Origin of the sequence: Shewanella sp. P1-14-1 (assembly GCF_001401775.1) — a bacterium.
GTDB classification, from domain to species: Bacteria; Pseudomonadota; Gammaproteobacteria; order Enterobacterales; family Shewanellaceae; genus Shewanella; species Shewanella japonica.
Genome location: NZ_LKTL01000003.1, coordinates 104141 through 122572, shown reverse-complemented (window position 1 = coordinate 122572; position 18432 = coordinate 104141). Strand labels below are relative to the sequence as shown.

At 40.1% G+C, this 18432-nt stretch carries 15 protein-coding genes; 3 read left to right on the top strand and 12 right to left on the bottom strand.

Annotated elements, in window-relative coordinates; all coding sequences use genetic code 11:
* Positions 1 to 11 precede the first annotated feature (11 nt).
* The 6 genes from AN944_RS02795 to AN944_RS02770 form a co-directional block, all read right to left on the bottom strand.
* A complete protein-coding gene (locus AN944_RS02795) occupies positions 12 to 1295 on the bottom strand; it encodes an O-antigen ligase family protein (protein WP_055023063.1) in 1284 nt (427 codons plus the stop codon).
* Entirely contained in the window at positions 1235 to 2833 is a 1599-nt protein-coding gene (locus tag AN944_RS02790; RefSeq protein WP_235530839.1) for an exopolysaccharide biosynthesis protein, read from the bottom strand. Before AN944_RS02790 ends, AN944_RS02795 begins: the two co-directional genes overlap by 61 nt.
* A gap of 10 nt (positions 2834 to 2843) precedes the next feature.
* A complete protein-coding gene (locus AN944_RS02785; RefSeq protein ID WP_055023062.1) occupies positions 2844 to 4055 on the bottom strand; it encodes a polysaccharide biosynthesis/export family protein in 1212 nt (403 codons plus the stop codon).
* 55 nt (positions 4056 to 4110) lie between these two features.
* A complete protein-coding gene (locus tag AN944_RS02780) occupies positions 4111 to 4506 on the bottom strand; it encodes an STAS domain-containing protein (protein ID WP_055023061.1) in 396 nt (131 codons plus the stop codon).
* 617 nt (positions 4507 to 5123) lie between these two features.
* Positions 5124 to 5522 carry an ATP-binding protein gene (locus AN944_RS02775; RefSeq protein WP_055023060.1) on the bottom strand — a complete coding sequence of 133 codons (399 nt, stop codon included), beginning with the start codon at positions 5520 to 5522 and terminating at the stop codon, positions 5124 to 5126.
* A gap of 200 nt (positions 5523 to 5722) precedes the next feature.
* Positions 5723 to 6910: a fused response regulator/phosphatase gene (locus AN944_RS02770; RefSeq protein WP_055023059.1), complete on the bottom strand. Its 1188-nt coding sequence runs from the start codon at positions 6908 to 6910 to the stop codon at positions 5723 to 5725.
* Between the two features lie 256 nt (positions 6911 to 7166).
* Here AN944_RS02770 and AN944_RS02765 point away from each other — a divergent pair, with 256 nt between their 5' ends.
* Positions 7167 to 10655, top strand: a complete 3489-nt coding sequence (locus tag AN944_RS02765; protein WP_055023058.1) for a PAS domain S-box protein — start codon at positions 7167 to 7169, stop codon at positions 10653 to 10655.
* A 26-nt stretch (positions 10656 to 10681) separates the two neighbouring features.
* Positions 10682 to 12208, top strand: coding sequence for a sigma-54 dependent transcriptional regulator (locus AN944_RS02760; RefSeq protein WP_055023057.1), 1527 nt, complete (start codon positions 10682 to 10684; stop codon positions 12206 to 12208).
* A gap of 120 nt (positions 12209 to 12328) precedes the next feature.
* Here AN944_RS02760 and AN944_RS02755 read toward each other — a convergent pair whose 3' ends face one another.
* From AN944_RS02755 to AN944_RS02745, 4 genes are all read right to left on the bottom strand, one after another.
* A complete protein-coding gene (locus tag AN944_RS02755; RefSeq protein ID WP_055023056.1) occupies positions 12329 to 13798 on the bottom strand; it encodes a capsule assembly Wzi family protein in 1470 nt (489 codons plus the stop codon).
* Between the two features lie 171 nt (positions 13799 to 13969).
* A complete protein-coding gene (locus tag AN944_RS02750) occupies positions 13970 to 14428 on the bottom strand; it encodes a hypothetical protein (protein ID WP_055023055.1) in 459 nt (152 codons plus the stop codon).
* A 125-nt stretch (positions 14429 to 14553) separates the two neighbouring features.
* Positions 14554 to 14709 carry a hypothetical protein gene (locus tag AN944_RS21600; protein ID WP_160319071.1) on the bottom strand — a complete coding sequence of 52 codons (156 nt, stop codon included), beginning with the start codon at positions 14707 to 14709 and terminating at the stop codon, positions 14554 to 14556.
* Between the two features lie 368 nt (positions 14710 to 15077).
* Positions 15078 to 15689 carry a LysE family translocator gene (locus AN944_RS02745; protein ID WP_055023054.1) on the bottom strand — a complete coding sequence of 204 codons (612 nt, stop codon included), beginning with the start codon at positions 15687 to 15689 and terminating at the stop codon, positions 15078 to 15080.
* Positions 15690 to 15888: 199 nt separating this feature from the next.
* Between AN944_RS02745 and AN944_RS02740 the strand changes: the two genes are divergently transcribed.
* Positions 15889 to 16500, top strand: a complete 612-nt coding sequence (locus AN944_RS02740) for a tRNA-uridine aminocarboxypropyltransferase (RefSeq protein ID WP_055023053.1) — start codon at positions 15889 to 15891, stop codon at positions 16498 to 16500.
* Positions 16501 to 16545: 45 nt separating this feature from the next.
* Here AN944_RS02740 and AN944_RS02735 read toward each other — a convergent pair whose 3' ends face one another.
* Both AN944_RS02735 and AN944_RS02730 read right to left on the bottom strand, forming a co-directional pair.
* On the bottom strand, positions 16546 to 18024 hold the full coding sequence (locus tag AN944_RS02735; RefSeq protein WP_055023052.1) for an NAD(P)/FAD-dependent oxidoreductase: 1479 nt from the start codon (positions 18022 to 18024) through the stop codon (positions 16546 to 16548).
* A gap of 89 nt (positions 18025 to 18113) precedes the next feature.
* A complete protein-coding gene (locus AN944_RS02730) occupies positions 18114 to 18422 on the bottom strand; it encodes a 2Fe-2S iron-sulfur cluster-binding protein (RefSeq protein ID WP_055023051.1) in 309 nt (102 codons plus the stop codon).
* Between the last annotated feature and the right edge of the window lie 10 nt (positions 18423 to 18432).

Genomic DNA, 18432 nt, shown 5'->3' with positions numbered 1-18432 from the left:
GCATTCATTTGTTATGGAGCATCCAGTGCATCTGCTTTAGCAAATACGTCGTCAGGCTCTTCAGCGCGAAGGGCCATGCCTAATACAATAAGACCTGGCCAAAATAAATAGGCGAGAATTTCTAAATTTTCCCCAAAGGTATACAGTCCTAGCATAAGTAAGATAGCCATGCCTACTTTGGCTAATGGGTTGCTAAAAAGGCGTATTAGCAAGGTGATAAAGGTGACTAACATAGGGATGGCTAACGCGACAGCACCTACGACCCCTTTAACAAATAGCAATCCGTACCAAGTGTGATGCGAACCTATCGGCATATACTCCACCATATGTGGGCCTCGCTCGACAATACCATGGCCAAAAACAACTGCTTCGTTCATCCACCGTTCAACAGCAATATCTGCCAAAGCTTGTCTTACTCGAGTAGAGTCGGCACGAGCCGCTTTAACGGCATCGATACTTTGCTCAATTTTAGAAATGGTGGATTCACCGATAACACCGACAAATAACATCACAGGGCTGAGCAATAAGTACAACCAAGGAGAACGCACAAATCTCAGCGTGGTAAAAAAGCCAATTAATGCAAGGTAGCAGACAATGGCAAGTCGAGACTGTGACATGAGGATCATCAGTAAACTGCCGCCGTAGCCCCATCTTCTCCATGTTGCATTTTTTTCTTGTAAGGCAAAAATAAAGTACAAATTCCCTAGCATCCCCAGTGCAGGTGCCCACGGAGTAAATAGTCGCCAACGGGGGACACCGCTTCCAGGGTCAATTTCATAAAGGCTGACACTAAAAAACTCAGGCCCTGGGCCACCAATGATGCTTAAAGGGGAAACATATAAAGTGCTAGGTAAACCAGCGACCCAAGCAAATACAAACACTGGGAATAACATGATGGTATGTTTGCAAACTCGACAACTTGCGCGGTAAATAATTTCAGGTCGAATAGGTAAGCAACCGATTAAAGGGAATATCGCTAATAAAGCCCAACCTTTAGCCCAGCCAATGGAGGATTTTATAAGTTTGCCCGTGCCAAGGCCAAACTGCAGGTGCCCAACGACCAACGCAATTAACATGACCCACATGCCTAGTACCCAAACATAATGTGTGATGCTAATACGAAATGCGGGTTGGTTATCTAACTTTTTGACAAGAAGTCGCAAAAATAGAATCCAAGCAATCACAGGTGCAATGACGTAAAGCGCACCTAATAACCAGAATAAGTAACTAAAACTTATGCAGTTGTAGATGATTTTTTCGTCAACATTTTCCGTAATAATGGTTTGCGAATCCATAAAATGCTTAGTCCTACTAATGACATGAATGATGCACATATACCGCCGAAAATAATCAAAATAATGGCGAGTTTATCGGGTGATGCAGGCAAACTTGGTGCTGACAGTAACTGCAACATTGGGTAAGCGGTGTAAATATCTGATTTACCAACATCCATTTTTGCCATGGCTGAAGTTAATACTGCCGAAGCTAATTGATGTTCACGCTGTAAGTCTGCAAGTTTCGCTGCATCGTCATTGCTGTGTTGTAAACGTTGTTCCCATTGATTGATTTGAGCAGTTAACGAGTCAACTTCTGACTGGGTCGCTTTGCGATTAGAGGCGAGTGTGATGAACTCTTGCATCATTTCAGCTCGACCATCAACGTCATCAACAGTGAGCATCATGAGTAGTTTTTCATCTTGAAAACCGATCACGGTATTAAAGCGTTTTTTCATGCTGTCTAAAATACTGTCTAACTCTGCTTTTAATGACACTAAAACAGGATGGCGGGCACCTAATCTGCCAGCATTTTCGATATACATAGTGTTTGCTGTATTGTGCTTTTCAACTAATTGTTGGAACAATTTGTCATTATTTAGCTTTAGCAACATTGCTGCTTGGGCATCACTTAAACCCAAGTGGTTTTCGTATAAAAAGTAACTTGCATTTAACCCTTGTAATTCGGCAAGCATAGTGACTTTACTGTGTCTCAGACGTTCGATAGTAATCGCTAACTCTTTAAATTGGTCAAGTGTGACTAAGCCGCGCTCAGATTGAAAATCTAAAAGTTGCTTTTGGGTTTCTTTTACTCGAGTTGAATAACTTTTAAGGCCTTCTTTTATTCCGATTTCACGTAAAGCAATTTCGTCGGCGCGTAAATCATCTAAAATATTTTGCAACGAGCGATACATTGCCCAGCCTCGCTCTTGAGCTGCTTCTGGACTGTCAGCTTTAATACTGTATTCCATTAAGCCTGTTTGACTAGGTAGTTTTAGTTTAGGCTTTTTAATGGCTGATGCTGAAACATCAAGGTAGTGAGCTGCACTTTGCATTAACAAGGTGCTCATTGAAATTGCTTTGTAGTTTTCTCGTGGATCGATGGCAGAGCTCATGTAAGGCGAAATACTAGAGGTACTTGCTTGACCTAAGCTATCAAGGCTTAAAGATGATCCCGCCGCTGCACCAGGTAAAATAAGTACCCACTTGCTTACGTATTGCGTTGGCGTGAGCATAATGAAAATGCCTGCCAGTAACCAGATGATGAGTAATGCGCCAAAACCTGTTTTAAGGTAAAGGCGTTTACGCAATTTAGGCGTCAGTTTACTGCCTTCTAATGTGGCGCGTTTTATCCAATATAAGTAAGCAAGTTCAGAGAAACTTGTTTGCTCACTCGTTTCGTCATTGTTGTCGTCGGCTTTTTCTTGTTTAGTATTTTGTTGGTCAGTGTGTTGCTGGCTATCAGCAATGGCTTTTTCAATAGCTTGTTCTATAACAGGAGCCGCTTGTTGGCTATCCGTGCTGGTTTGAGTCTTATCTTCATCATGAATTCGGCTCATTGCTGACTCCTTACAACCATCCAATAAGGGTGGTTGGTACGACTAACTCAGTCACTGTTCTTGCTATTTCGCGCATGTTGGTAACACGAGAGTCATAACATGCAAGACCATCACCAGGAAGTAACACTGGGTTTGATTGATCATTCCAAGCGCTTTGTATTAGTCCATCAATTGAACGCTCAACAACATCAATTTGATTTGAAAGTGGATTTTTGGTTACAAGTATCACATATCGACTTGCGTTAGTTGATTGCGCACCACCCACACAGTTAGCTGCGATAGCCCCATTGAGTAAGCGAGTACCATATGGAAAACGTGTTGCTTCACGATCGACCGCTGACTGACTGTTTGAGCTAGCTGGCTGTGTTAAGTTTGACATAAATACCCTGATCCCTGGAGCTGTCAATTGTGAAGGTCTAGCAAGTTGATCATTAAATGAATGTGTCGATGGAACATGAACATGATCGCCAGCCATTAATGTCATGCTGGGTACTTTTTCACCTGTTAGCATACCACGTAAATCCATATTGAAAACCTGACCATTACGGATAACTTTAATCGCAGAAATATCAGCATCAGGGCGCACACCACCTGAAGATTTTACAGCGGCACCAATACTACGGTTAATGGCTTGGTCACCAGCATAATTACTACCGTCATCTTTTAGTTCTATCGGTAGTTTTTTATTGATCATGTGTTGACCAGGTTCAAATACCGCACCTGAAGTCGTAATTTCAATTGGCGCCCAGCTGATAGGTAAAATACTAATGCGCACTGCGTGAGCTAACATTAATCTTTCATCAATGAGTAGCTTATTGATATATGTATTAAGCTGCTTAAGTGTTAAGCCTTTTGCTGCAATTGCAGGTAAGTAAGGTAGATAAATATTACCATCGGCATCCACTTCAACATCTTTACTGAATTCTTCACCGTTTAGGATGTTAATCGAGATTTTGTCACCTACTGATAATGACAATGCTTGATTACTTGCATCGACAATCATGGCTTTGTCACCAAAGATTGGCGCGGTTGGAAAAGTGGTATGGTTTGAGGTAACCGCACTGACTTTTCGATTGTAAGGTGTTTGCTGACCAAAATAGTGACAGCTAGTAAGTTGCTTTTCTAAATCACAAACGTCCTGTTGCGCTGGCTGCGAAGGGGTGACGCAAGCGGTTAAACTTGCGACCATTGCGATTGAAATTAGAGTATTAATCATTTTCATTGCGTTATTCCCTTTACGTTTAGTTTAGAAAAATTTCAGTTATTGTCAGTTTTTATTAACTGGCTAAATCAGCGATGACACGTTTATCAAAATCAGACTCTTCGACAATGCTGCTGTGACGTAAAAACTCGAGTGCTAATTTTTCCGTTTCAAAGATTTCGAAAATATGATGTAAACGTGTTAGTTCAATCAGTGATCTCACTGCGGGTGTTGGCGATAACAAAACAATGTTGCCTTGATAATTGAGTGCTTGATTTCTTGCAGATATAAGCACTGATAATCCACTAGAGTCGATATATTCAAGGTGCTGCATATCGATGACTAAACGTGTGTGACCTCTATCGATATAATCAACAAGTGCGGCTCTATAAGTTGGTGTGTGCGCCATAAACATTCTTATTGGTAGGGTTACTACGCTCGCATGTTGCGCTACTTTTAATTCAAATTTCATAACGTGCTCCTAGACTGTAATGATGCTTCTATATGTATTGTTTATTTGAAGCTTGTAGTCTTTAATAGCAGGTACTATGCCAACTTTTTATTCGTTTTATTTCAATTGTTTATGTGTTTGTTTTGTTTTTTCGCTATTTGGGTTTGCTGTTTGCGAAGAGGAAAATTGCTGTTTGCAACAGAGGTTTTTGATGATATTTGCAGTTTGCAATTTGCAAAATGAACGCATATCAATTGATCTGAGGCAGAACTGTGATTGGCTATTACACGTTTAAGAGGCTGGAATGTTGATGTTTAAATATGGGGATAAAGCGCAATACTGAAGTTATGTGTTAAGTGATATAAAAGGGTAAAGAAGCAGGCCCAATAAAAGGGAAATATAAATAAGAGGCAAAGAGAAGCAAGTGGTGAGAGAAGTAACAGTGTTTCGATTCTAAAAATGATTATAGGAACGAGAATACGGCATTAGAAGTTGCAATAGTGGAGTGGTGGCAAATAGTAAGGCTACAAGCTTAAACAATAATGATGGAGGTCGAATTCAGTATCATTCAGCAATAAGCTTGTTCTATGTAAACTTGTAGCCAGTCTTGCTCGGGGCTGCGCAATTTTTGTTGGTCATCAAATTGCTGCCTTTTCTAATGAGAGTCGCAGATGAGTGCCTAATACGGTGGCTTTCTTGTTTACCTTGTCCATCCATTGATCCATGATCCACAGGCCTCTGCCATTAGGTCTATCGTTAGTCGGGCACTTTTTAGGCGCAGAAAGCTCAACAAACTCTGCTGTATCAAGAATATCAACGACGATATTGTCTTTGTTGTTTTGCACTAACAAGGTCACATCCTCTGTGTTATCAGGGCAATGCTGCGATACATTATTAACGGCCTCCAAGATACAGAGCATTAATTTGAACCTTTGCAGAGAGGTAATTTCGTTGGCAATTAAAAAGGCCTCAACTTCATCATAAATCTGTTCAGGTGTCATGAGCTGTAAGTTTAAATTCATTTGTAAACTATTCATTGTTAGTCCTTAAAAGTGGCTATAGCACTTCATGGGTTAGGTTACTTTGCAGTAAATGATTTAGTTATCAACGTTGGCATCAATCAATCTTAATTATCTGATTGTCTTGTATCTTGGCATCACAGATCCAAAATAGCGTTAGCCTGTTCATTGCGATACTTTTCTCATTACTATGCCTTTGTAATTCATAAGCTTAGTGACTAAGTTTCGGGTGCTGTAAACAATAACAGCGACATATCATCCTGAGGTTGATTTTGCTTCCATAGGTTTAATACATAAGTAAGGTGTTTAAGTAGTTTATTGGCAGGCAAATTTTTGGCTTCTGCACAACGCTGCTTGAAACGTGCTAAGCCAAACATGCCATGTTGTGGATGATTGACTTCATAAACACCATCTGAAAAAAGTAGTAACTGTTCGCCAGGATAAAGCTGATACTCACCGGTTGAATATTGACTGTTTTTATCAATACCAATAGGGAGACCAGAAGGCACAGATAATGTTTGGACATCATTTTTGGAAATGATTAAAGGCATTGGGTGGCCTGCACTAGACATGTAAACCTGATGAGTTTTAATATTGATTTTACCAAGGATCACCGTGGCAAATTGGCCTAAATTAGCGGGGTCATCAAACAATAAGTTTAATCTGTGCATTAACACTTCTGGTTCAAGCTGCCAATCCATTCTTTGAGGAGATAAGCCTTGAGCTAGGGTGAAACTTAGCATTGCAGCTCTAGCGCCATGACCCGATACATCAATCACATAAAAACCAATCCACTCTTCATCAATTTTAAAACACTGAAAAATATCGCCAGCAAGTTCTGCTGCAGGTTCAAAAAAATGCTTAACATGCCAATTATCGAATGATAAATCTTCTTTGGGCAGTAAAGATTGTTGTAAAGTCGCTGCTTGCTCAAGCTCAGTTTGCTTGTTGTTTAATTCAATTTCTAACTTTTGGTTATTCTCTAATATTTTTTTTTTGGCTTGTATTAACCTCACAGCGGCTAAAACTTTCACCTTTAAAACAGAGGCTAAAAAAGGCTTAGTAATGTAGTCATCAGCACCAGTTTCCATGGCATAAACCATATCTTCAGTTTTATCGTTACCAGTAAGCAAAAGGAAAAAAGCGGGATTATTTGAGGCTTTTAAACGTTTACATAATTCTATACCCGTCATATTGGGCATACGCCAATCACTGATGATTAAGTCAAAATCATGCAGTTTACAGGTATCAAGTGCTGTTAACCCATCTTCACATTGAGTTATTTCAAACTCGATGTCATCAGGTTGAAAGCTTTGGAGTAAACTTGCTATGTAGTAACGCTCACTAAAAGTGTCTTCAACTAATAATATTGACAACCTTTTGGGCGTTGTACTTGCATTTTGCATAGCTGTTTCCTAAAAATATAGAGATATGTCTGATAAAAGCAATTACTGTACCTAAATTTTTTTAGTGTTTAATATCAGTGTTATAGCGTATGTTGTTATTTAGGTTTATTCATGTTTTTTCATTTTGCGAATAATTTTTTGCAAAATGCAACAAGGTGATTCATAGTGAGTTGTGGCGTGGTTATTGTCAGCTCTGTCAGCGCTTTTTCAGCTTGAAAACATGGATTGATTTGCAAAATGCAATAGGAGAAGGAATTTGTCTTTCAGATTAAAAGCCATCATTGCGATTGGGTTGATGCAATCAGCATTGTTATTGATGCTTATCTATAACGCCTTAGGGGTAATAAAGTCCGCTAATCAAGCCGAAATTCAACAGCAGGGGCATCTGTCTGCCATACTCGTCGCCAATAGTGTCGATGTCACTAATCCACGCCAATCTATATTATTACTTAAGCAATCCCTCGAAGAACATCAAATTAGCCACATAGAATCTGTGCAGGTATTTCAAGCTGATAAACGCTTATATGCCGCTGAGCGCAATAATCTTGGTGAGTTTGCATTAGTTGAACAGCCCGTTCGTATCGATAACCTAGTACCTATTGAAGCCCAGTCGAATAACGGTAGTGGGGTTGCTATTAAGGTAATGGTGAATACTGACGAGTTTGATCACAGCGTTAATGGTGTCGCGATTAAATACAGTGCCTTGATGCTGCTCGTGATTGTGCTGATATCCATTTTATCTTGGTATCAGGGACTTAACCTTATCAAGCATGTGTTCAATATCCAGCGGGCATCTAAACAAGTCCTCGAAGGCGATACAGGGGTTCAAGTTAACGAGCCTGGCACTCAAGATATTACAGATACCACCAATGCTTTTAATGAAATGCTGCAATTTTTAGATCAGCAGCGCCACGATCTTCAAGGTGCTAATGTCCGATTAAATACCATTTTAGATTCTGCAGCAGACGGCTTTGTGATAATTGACACTAGCGGTGTGATAACCGAGGTTAATAAAGCGGTAAGTAGTTTATTTGGTTATCAAAAAGAAGAATTAATAGACCAGAATGTATCCATTCTCATGCCGATGGCTGATAGGTTTATGCATGATGGTTATATTCAGGATTACTTAAAAGGCGGTGACGCCAAAATTGTTGGCTTAGGTGGTGGACGAGCATTAAAAGCTCAACATAAAGAAGGCCACCTTTTTCCGATTGAGTTGTCTATTTCCAAAATGGAAATCGATGGTGATGTGTTATTTCTTGGCTTTATTAAAGACATGTCTGAACTTAAAAAGGAACAAGCATCTGCGGCTCGAACTCAATCAATTCATTTAGCAACATTAGAAGCCAGCCACGATGCGTTAATCACGATTAATATCGCCGGGCGAGTAGAAGAGTTTAATGCTGCAGCTGTGAAGTTGTTTGGCTACGAGCGTGAGGAAGCTTTAGGCGAGTTACTTGAGGATTTGATTATTCCTGAAGGGTTCCATAAGGCGCATAAAAATGGCATGGATCATCATCGTAAAACCGGTGAAGGACCAGTGTTGAATAACCGAATAGAAGTGCCAGCACATAATAAAGCAGGAGACGAATTCCCTGTGGAGTTGCGGGTTATACCGATTCAATTAGATGACGAAATGTATTACACCGCTTTCTTACGTAATATTTCAGAACAGAAATCAAAAGAAGAAGAACTGCGCCAAGCTAAAGAGCAAGCCGAAGAGGGCAGTAAGGCAAAATCTCGCTTCTTAGCAACAATGAGCCATGAGATCCGCTCACCACTTAATGCGGTGCTCGGTAGTGTTGATTTATTGCTTGATTCTAGCTTAGAGAAAGGTCAGAGGATGTACGCTAGGACGGCTAAAGAAGCTGGTTCTGTGCTGTTAAGTACCATTAATGACATTTTGGACTTTTCTAAAATTGAAGCGGGCCAAATGGTGTTGGAGCCCAAAGAGTTTGAACCTGACGAGTTAGTGGCGCAAGTATTACAAATCTTATCCCATAAAGCCCATGATAAAGGGGTTCATTTAGCCAGTTATATCAATCGAAATGTACCGCAAAAGCTGGTGGGTGATGCGCAGCGTATTAGGCAGGTAGTGCAAAACTTAGTAGATAATGCGATTAAGTTTTCTACTGAGGGGTGTATCTCTGTTGAAGTTTGGATCCCAAATCGTGATAACGATAAAGTGCAATTATGTTGTCGAGTCACTGATCAAGGTATTGGTATTGGGGATGCCTCGCAGGAGAAACTGTTTAGAGAATTCTCTCAGGTTCATGACACTCATACTACAAGTTACGCAGGCACAGGTTTGGGTTTAGCGATTTGTTCAGAACTTGCTCGAATGATGGGCGGTAACTTAGTGGTTGAAAGTAAGCTGGGTGAAGGTAGCCAATTTACCTTATCTGTATTGTTAGATGAATCTAGTCAAGCCAGTAATCACAATGTTCGCTTACCAGAGCACCCGCGTGTACTCCTTATTCACCCCGATGAAACCTTGTGCAAACTGATTAAGAAACAGTACAGTCAATATGGTGTTGAAACGAAGTATGAGCACCATGTTAGCGATATATTTAATAGTAAAATAGTGCGTGGACGATTTGATTTAATCATGCTCGATGATGCATGTCTCTTATCTGCTAAAGAAAAAGACGTCAGTATTTTACACAGTGATTATTTATTCGAAACTGGCTATATCGCAGCTCTTGCCACTGGCGTTAATAATGATGCGCAATCACTGATTGAAAAATTGGGCATTGAAGAATCGGTGAGTAAACCGTTAAGCCGTGCAATGCTATTGAGTTTAATTAGTGGCGCGACAGCTGAAAATAAACATGAAAAGCCTTTAGAGAAAGTCGCTAGTTTACCTCAAGGCTGCCGCCTATTATTAGCTGAAGATAGCCCTGCTAATCAGATGGTCGCAGGTACAATGCTCACCAATGAAGGCGCAGTAATGACCTATGCCAAAAATGGCGTAGAAGCTGTTGAATTAGCACTGAGCCAAGACTTTGATTTGATATTGATGGATATCAGAATGCCTGAAATGGATGGCTTAGAGGCATGTCAAAAGATATTAGCTCATAAACCAGATCAAATTATTTTGGCGATGACTGCCAATGTATTTAGTGAAGAAATCGCTGCGTGTAAAGCCGTTGGCATGCTTGATTGTATTGGCAAACCTGTGAATAAATCTGATTTGATCTCAGGTGTGAGTCATTGGTTAGGTCAAGTAAAGCAGGCATCTTCAATGGGAATGGGGATGCAAATAGAGTTAACTCATGACAAGCCGCAAGTTGAAAATAAAGATAAGGTGACAGCTGAAATAAGCGAACAAAGTACTGAATTATCCGCCCCCAAAGTTTCTACAGACACAGACACTGATGAATTGTTCACAGAGGTCATGCTAGATGAGGCTGTTTTTGACGAATTACTCTCAGCTGTGGGTGAAGCTAGCTTAGCCAAAATGATGCAAGTGTTTTATCACGAGACGATAATGCGGGTTAATACACTTAAAGCCTTAACGCCTCAAGGAAGTCGTCATGATATCGAAACGGAAGTGCATACCATTAAAAGTAGTGCAGGTAGTTTCGGCGCTAAGACCTTAGCTGATGTTGCTGTTAGATTAGAAGCGGCTTCAAGAACAGAAGATGAGCCTTTAGATGCGTTATTTAATGAAATGTTTGCCGTTGCTGAACAGAGTTTAAACCTGATCCAGCAACGCTTTAATATTACTCAAAAATCAGAGTAATCGAATGAATGATAAGGAATGAACAAATGGGTTTTAGTGCCATTCTTGTAGAAGACAGTATGTCCTTAGGCGCACTTTATAGTGAGTACCTTTGCGCAGAAGGGGCTGAAGTCACTCATGTTAACTTTGGCGAAGATGCGTTAAAAGAATTAGCGCGCAAGCAACCAGACTTATTAGTATTAGATATCAAGCTACCTGACATGTCAGGAATGGATATTTTAACGAAGGTGCAAAAAGAATACCCAAATATTACCGTTATTATGATCACCGCCCATGGCACGATTGATCTCGCTGTAGATGCAATGCGTGCAGGTGCATTTGATTTTTTGATCAAACCATTCGACAGTAAACGCTTATCGATTACCGTGCGTAATGCTTTAAAGCAAAGGGATTTATTAGCGTTAGTTTCCAATTATGAGAACAGTTTACCGAAAACCAATTTTCATGGTTTTATCGGTGACTCACTGGCAATGCAAACGGTATACAACACCATTGATTGTGTTGCTAACAGTAAGGCTTCTGTGTTTGTTGTGGGTGAAAGTGGCACAGGTAAAGAAGTGTGCGCACAAGCGATTCATGAAGCTGGAATTCGATCAGAAGCCCCATTTATTGCCTTAAATTGTGCATCAATTCCAAAAGATCTCATTGAGAGTGAAATTTTCGGCCATACAAAAGGGGCATTTACTGGCGCAGTCAGTCATCGTGATGGTGCAGCTACTCGTGCAGATGGTGGTACGCTATTTCTTGATGAACTCTGTGAAATGGATTTAGAACTGCAAAGTAAGTTATTACGGTTCATTCAAACGGGTGTTTTTCAGCGTGTGGGTGGCAGCAAAGAAGAAAAAGTCGATGTGCGTTTTATCAGTGCAACCAACAGAGACCCTTGGAAAGAAGTGCAAGAAGGACGTTTTAGAGAAGATTTATATTATCGTCTTCACGTTATTCCGATTGAATTACCGCCATTAAGACAACGGGGTAAAGATGTTATTGCTATTGCTAAAAAGCTATTAAAGCAATACAGCAAAGAAGAGGGCAAAAATTTTAAAGGCTTTAGCAAAGAGGTTGAACGTTGTTTTGGTTTATATTCATGGCCTGGCAATGTGCGGCAATTACAAAATATTATTCGCCAAGTCGTAGTGTTAAATGTGGCTGATGAAGTTGCGATTTCCATGTTACCCGCTCAAGTGACTGCGGCTTTATCTCAAGCCAATGTTAAATCTGTCAAGGTCAGTGAACAGGTTGCACAAACAGCAGTAACGAGCGCAACAGTGACAGATATTCATGCTAAACCTCAAGCGCATGCTGTTGGTGAGAGTACCGTCGCTGCCGCGACATCAGATGATATTGTTAATAACAATATGCCAGTTAATAGTGGAATAAACGCTATCGAATCGGAAGAAGATATTCAACCTTTGTGGCTTACTGAAAAAATCACCATTGAAACCGCCATTGAACAATGTGATGGCAACATCCCCAAAGCGGCTGCTTTATTAGATGTCAGTCCTTCAACGATTTACCGTAAAAAACAGCAGTGGGAAGACAAAGGTTTGTAGGGCGTTATTTAATCGCTGGAGTAGTTGAACAGAGATAGAACATCAGCAGATAGCGTAAAAGGTTCGAATAAAAAGCCCATCATATGATGGGCTTTTTATGTAAAAACGACTTTTCAGCAATTAAAAATCTCGTTCCCAACCTGCATAAAAGGTCGTTTCCCAGTCACTACTGGTATCAATTTCTGGGTATTCACTGTAACCAATGGTACCGCCGACTTTTAACTTACCTGCATAGAATGGTCTATGGTAACTGGCATCGAGTTGATATAAGCGCTCGTAACGACCAGGTGAAACTGGGTTTCCACCAGAAGGGTTGCCAGTATCTACTCCATCAAAGTTAAGTTTAGCGTAACGGAATTTGGTGCTTAGGCTCTGCCCATGCTCAAGCTGAGTGATCCCGCCTAATACCACTACTCTTGAGTCATTATCATAGGTGCTGCCGAGACTGCGCCCGTAATAACGGTAACCACTTTTGTAGAAGCCATGCTCATACATACAGTTATAAACGTCAGATTCGACGCCACATGATGCTGCAGTATCTGAGTATTCAGCAAAAAATCGAGTGTTTAAATCGGCAATGAAAATATCAACGCCACCCATGTTTGATGCGTTAATTAAACGATTTTTACCTTTATGATAATCTTCATGAATACGCTCGTAGTATATGCCATAAGGCACTCCCCATGCGGTATCTGACCATCTGAAATCATAACCTGCGAGCATGTTTTCTTGGCCATTTTCTTTATCGCTTTCATTAACACCGCCGTTAAACAAACCATCCCACCAGTCTGAAAGGCTATTACCATAACCTTCGCCGCCCCATTGCATAGTCCATGAAAAACCAACCTCTAGTTTAGATATAGGCTTAAAGGTACCTCGAGCCCCCCAATGCTGGGTATCAGGTACATAACGCTCACTTTCCATTTGGCTAAAGCTTGTGGTGAAAGTCCACGGGCCAATCCAATTAAGCCACGGCGTTTCAAATGCATTACTGTTGTTACGAGAAAAAGTTATGCCTGGCATTGGACGCGCATTCGTTGTTTGTATTAAACCTGAGTCCCAACCTGGCCCCCAGTATTTTTGGACTGCACCACCTGTCACAATCCAATTGCCCAGCTTAACCGCAGCAAAGCTATTATCTAAACGGGACTCGTTACCATCAATAGCATCGTAATGATAACTGGCAGCCAAGCGCCCACTAAACCAGTCTTTGGTGACTTCAGCGGTGAACTCCACTTCGGCTTTATCGCGGTAATCATTACCATAGCCAATAAAGCGAGCTTCCTCGTTTGCCCCTGATAGGCTAGCACCTAAACTGACCGTTTGATGGTCTTTATCGTAGGCCCGCATCACCCGATGAAAAGCATCTTTTTGATGCACTGTCATTGGGCTATCAACGGCATTATCTAAATCAGATTTTATCCCTGACCACATTAGAGGGAAGGTGGTGACTGGCTGAAGGATGATACCTGTATCAGCAAGTAATTGAATATCAGCGCGAAGCGGTAAGTCGGTAGGTTCAATCCACCAAGCAGCTTGTGTTGAAAAGCTGCTAAGTAATGCTATCCCTGCTAAAAATTTTAACTTCATTAGGTACTCTTTAAGATGAACAAATACATCAACTAATAAAAAAGGCTGTTATCGTTAATGATAACAGCCTATTGAATTAGAGCACTAATACTGAAGATAATTTTTCTATTTGTTAGGTAAACATTGAAACATATGATGAGTTAGATGTGAATAATGTTACTTATTCGCTGCTTACACAGTTTCATTTATACTTTTTGTTGTTTCAATATAAGCATCTAACATGTTTTGTTGATTATTCATATTTGCGGCATTGACAGTTGCAGCTCTGGCATCATCATTATTTTTGATGATATAAGCTGAAGTTGCACTTATCGAATCGTCACTGCCATTGGCTACGCCTGCTAAGTCCGAGTAAAACTGATATTGGGTCTGAGCTTTTTTATAGTGGACATAGTTCTCCACTTTTTCGCCATTATTTGGCAAGCTAGGTTGAGTTTCAGGCTCTGATTGACTTTGTGATAAGGCCATTGCTTGAGCACTTATCGTTACTGAATCTCGTTGAGTCGTATTAAGATGACTGACTTGTTCACTTGACGGCTTATTTACTGACGTATTTTGCTGAGTGCTATTGGCTGGGCTAACAGTATTCGCACTCATTTGTTGAGCGGCAGTATAAGATTGAATTTGCATGATAACCCCTGTTTAAATAACGGTGACGAAAAACTTGATGCTATGCTAATTGGTACTAGCTGTACTGAAGTTGAACAAAACAGGCTGAACAATACAGCTTGAACAATATTGTTAACCAATAATTATTAATACAAAGGAACCGTTTTACCCCAGCTAAATGGGTTGTACCACTTAGATACTGACCGCATTTCGACTATTGTTTGGGTAAAGTCACAATGAGTTTGGCAACTTGGGCATAAGCATTCGCTTAACCCATCAGGATAGTAGCGAGTATTAGTCATGATGTGTTCTTTGCAATGACTGCAGTGCACTTTGACTTCTATTATCATTTTTAGCCCCCTGACTTGTTATTATCTCGCTTGGGACATGATGTAATTAACTCCAACTTGATTATTGAGCTAGTTACATAAGTGGCAAGGCGTAGATAATGTTAAAAAACGTTTGATATTTAATCAATATTTTAACCTTGAATATGTGATGTATTAAGTGTTCTGTTTGCTGATAAGAGAAATAACACCAGCGCTGTAACAAATGTGAAAACTGGCAGCGTGAATGTGGTTGATTATTTAACAATAGATCGCGCGGTTAACATTACTGTGTCTGCGAAATGGAATACGAGTCGATTAATAAGCTGCGCTTTGATGTTGGGCTATAAATTGATTGCGATGAGCATGCCTGCAGAAATCATGATGCTTCCAGCGGTGCGATTAATCACCCGGATGGCTTTAGCTGAACGAAAAACTTTTTTGGCCTGTGTGGCCATTAACGAGTAGCCCAAATTGATACTGCCAAATGCCAATGTTGAAATCAGCATGACAAGAATAACATCGTTTAACGTGGTATGTAGTGGAACAAACGCAGGGAAAAAACCAACATAAAAAATAATCGCTTTGGGGTTACTTAATCCAATCATTAATCCTGTCATTAGGTTTTGATAAGCCGATGTTTTTGTCCCAGTGGCCATTGGATTAGATTGACGCTGAGCTTGAAATAATTGAAAGCCTAACCAACAAAGATAAGCCGCACTGACATATTTTATGACGATAAAACTGGGCCCCATTGCATTGGCTAAAGCAGATAAGCCAAATAAAGCAGTGCAAATGAAAATATAATCAGCAATTAATACCCCTAAAAACAGCTGCATGGCCGCAAGAAGGCCATGTGAAAATGACCGTGAAATAATTGCAAATACCACTGGCCCAGGAATGATAGCCAGTACTAACATGGTAAAGAGTAGGCTTAATGATTGCTGCAATTCCATTGTTTATTAAGTTCCCTACTTATCGCTGTTATCAATCAAGCTGAGTGTGATTTAAGGTATTTCGTCGCTGAATTGTACCTGTTTTTTTCGCTAGTGTATTGGAGCTATCACTCTGAATAGTGATAACATTCAGTTTGTAAAACAGACTGCAAATACTGCGATATCCCTATTCTTATTCCTATTTACCTTGGCTCCTTATATGAAGATAGTGCTACTTACTCACCAAAAAGAAATCCGTCGGTTAAATAATACTGGCAGATGCGTGACCACCATTTTAAAAGACGATGCCTTGGTCGTGGTTTGGGATAGAGTAAACCCTGATCTTCAATTATTGAATATGATTAACACCTGCAAAGTGGGATTATTGTATCCTGATAATCAACAACTCAGTGATGCTAAAGTACCAGAAGCGACGGCTCAACAATCACTTTGCCAAATGCATACAAACGTTGCGCAAATTAAAGAACATAGACAAGAACAACACCAAGAGAGAAACCAAGATCAAAACCGAGAGCAAGAGCAAAAAACAAATCAAGATAAGTTTGATGCGTTAATACTCATCGATGCAACATGGCAAGAGGCACGCAAAATATATAATCGCAGTAACTACCTAAAGGCGTTACAAAAAATCTCGATATCTAGCCAGCATGAGTCGATTTATCAACTTAGACGAAATCAAGTTGAAGGGGGATTATGTACTGCAGAATGCGCAGCACATATACTTTCAGCTTCAGGTGAGCCCCAAAAAGCTGAGCAGATAATGGCATTACTTGTTCAGCAAATTGCTGATGAGCAAAGTTATCGAAACTAAAGTCATCGAAACTAATGTATTACTTAATTAATCATATATTCATTATTAATTTAAAATGAGCTGCTCCACTTTAGTCGCTAATAAGCTGTCTTGTAATTTAGCTTTATTTACATTGGATTTGTTTTGGATAATCTTAGTAGCAAGCACATAGGCTTTTGCATGATTGATAGCATCGACAGCGAGTAAAGTATCTCCTTTAAAGTACCAAACTGAAAATGACGTTGGCTTGTTTTCTTCAACTTGTTTAATGATTTCATCATAGCCTTGGGCTAAGCCAACCATTTGTAATTTAGTATCAAATTGATCAGACCAAAACCAAGGTATGGCTTGGTATGTTAACTTTTCAATTTCATTCAATGTTGCTTCAATACGCATTGAATGCGCTGTTGAATAGTGATCTTTTTGGTTTTGTGCAATCACCTTTGCTGCAACTTTGGCTTGTTCAACTGCGTTCTGTACTGATTCAAGCCGAATCATACGGTCATAATGTGGATTGTGATGATATGTGCAATCACCAATTGCAAAAATATTCTCGTCACTGGTTTGCAATGAAGCGTTTACCCATATCCCAGATTTGGAGGGGCTTTTAGGTTTATCACGGCCATTTCCATTTGCTTCATTATGATTAGCCTGCTCATTAGGCATATCAGATGCGAGTTTAATCCCACACGCTTTGGCAAGCTCAGTGTTAACTGTAATACCAACGCCAATCACAATGGCATCCGCAATATAGCTGCTGCCATCTGCGCAGGTAATCTTATGTGCTAATGGCATATTTTTATCATTATTCAAATTTGATGTGCTGATTTGTTGAACTAACTTGTCGGTTAATACCTCAACCTGATTTTCTTGATGTAATTGGGTAAAAAATTCAGACATTAACGGGGCAGTGACTCGAGCTAAAATACGTGGCTCTCTTTCTAATACCGTCACCGTTGCACCAAGCTTTTTTAATGAAGAAGCGGTTTCTAGTCCTACATAACCGCCACCAATAATAACGACGCGTTTTTGCTCACTTGTTACTAAGGCCTGCTTAATGCGGCTGACATCACTAACGGTTCTTAAACAAAAAGCATCTTTACAAGCTTTTAAGCCCGAAATTGGTGGAATAAAAGGTCTTGCTCCTGTGGCTAATACGAGCTTGTCATAAGCTTGTTTTGAACCATTACTTAATGTCACTTGTTTGGCGTTTCTATTAATTTCCGTTACCGTGAGCCCCAATTTAAGGGTGATGTTTTGCTTGCGATAACTATCTGGGGATTTTAGTTGAATACTGCTGGGTTCAAGATGGTTTTTATGGCTAGCGCATTCATTCACATTATGATTAAGTAAGAAAGCTTTCGATAAAGGAGGTCTGTGGTAGGGCAAATTTGGATCTGAATCAATCAAGATAATATTACCTTGCCAACCTTGTTTTCTCAGTGAAAAAGCAAGGTTAACGCCGCCATGACTTGCGCCAATGATCACACAGGTATCATTTTGGGTTAACGTCTGTATTGCATTATCAGTAAGTTGAATAGTCATATTTGGCCTGTTTAATGAAATACCGTGGTTGAAGTTAATCGTTATTGGGTGAATTGAGTGGGTAGCGACTATTGCGAAAAACTATCGCGCTATGGCGCTACGGTTAATATAAGACCGTCTAAGTCATCAGATAGCGTTATCTGGCAGCAAAGCCGGCTTAATTCTGTGACATTATCATCAAGCTCTAACATGTCTTTCTCGATTTCACTGATAGCACCTGTTTTATCAAGTTGATCAGAGGCCACATATACATGGCAGGTAGCGCAAGAACAAACACCGCCACAATCTCCATCAATGCCTTCAATGTTATTTTCAACTGCTAGCTCCATGACTGAACCCTGATGTCCTTCAACTGTTGTTGATTGTTCATTTGAAGTAATAAATGTAATTTTTGCCATGGTAAATTCC

What these genes read in the sequence shown, in the direction of transcription:
- AN944_RS02795 (WP_055023063.1), bottom strand. Translation starts at nt 1,295, where the DNA reads ATGGATTCGCAAACCATTATTACGGAAAATGTTGACGAAAAAATCATC.
- AN944_RS02790 (WP_235530839.1), bottom strand. Translation starts at nt 2,833, where the DNA reads ATGAGCCGAATTCATGATGAAGATAAGACTCAAACCAGCACGGATAGC.
- AN944_RS02785 (WP_055023062.1), bottom strand. Translation starts at nt 4,055, where the DNA reads ATGAAAATGATTAATACTCTAATTTCAATCGCAATGGTCGCAAGTTTA.
- AN944_RS02780 (WP_055023061.1), bottom strand. Translation starts at nt 4,506, where the DNA reads ATGAAATTTGAATTAAAAGTAGCGCAACATGCGAGCGTAGTAACCCTA.
- AN944_RS02775 (WP_055023060.1), bottom strand. Translation starts at nt 5,522, where the DNA reads ATGAATAGTTTACAAATGAATTTAAACTTACAGCTCATGACACCTGAA.
- AN944_RS02770 (WP_055023059.1), bottom strand. Translation starts at nt 6,910, where the DNA reads ATGCAAAATGCAAGTACAACGCCCAAAAGGTTGTCAATATTATTAGTT.
- AN944_RS02760 (WP_055023057.1), top strand. Translation starts at nt 10,682, where the DNA reads ATGGGTTTTAGTGCCATTCTTGTAGAAGACAGTATGTCCTTAGGCGCA.
- AN944_RS02755 (WP_055023056.1), bottom strand. Translation starts at nt 13,798, where the DNA reads ATGAAGTTAAAATTTTTAGCAGGGATAGCATTACTTAGCAGCTTTTCA.
- AN944_RS02750 (WP_055023055.1), bottom strand. Translation starts at nt 14,428, where the DNA reads ATGCAAATTCAATCTTATACTGCCGCTCAACAAATGAGTGCGAATACT.
- AN944_RS21600 (WP_160319071.1), bottom strand. Translation starts at nt 14,709, where the DNA reads ATGACTAATACTCGCTACTATCCTGATGGGTTAAGCGAATGCTTATGC.
- AN944_RS02745 (WP_055023054.1), bottom strand. Translation starts at nt 15,689, where the DNA reads ATGGAATTGCAGCAATCATTAAGCCTACTCTTTACCATGTTAGTACTG.
- AN944_RS02740 (WP_055023053.1), top strand. Translation starts at nt 15,889, where the DNA reads ATGAAGATAGTGCTACTTACTCACCAAAAAGAAATCCGTCGGTTAAAT.
- AN944_RS02735 (WP_055023052.1), bottom strand. Translation starts at nt 18,024, where the DNA reads ATGACTATTCAACTTACTGATAATGCAATACAGACGTTAACCCAAAAT.
- AN944_RS02730 (WP_055023051.1), bottom strand. Translation starts at nt 18,422, where the DNA reads ATGGCAAAAATTACATTTATTACTTCAAATGAACAATCAACAACAGTT.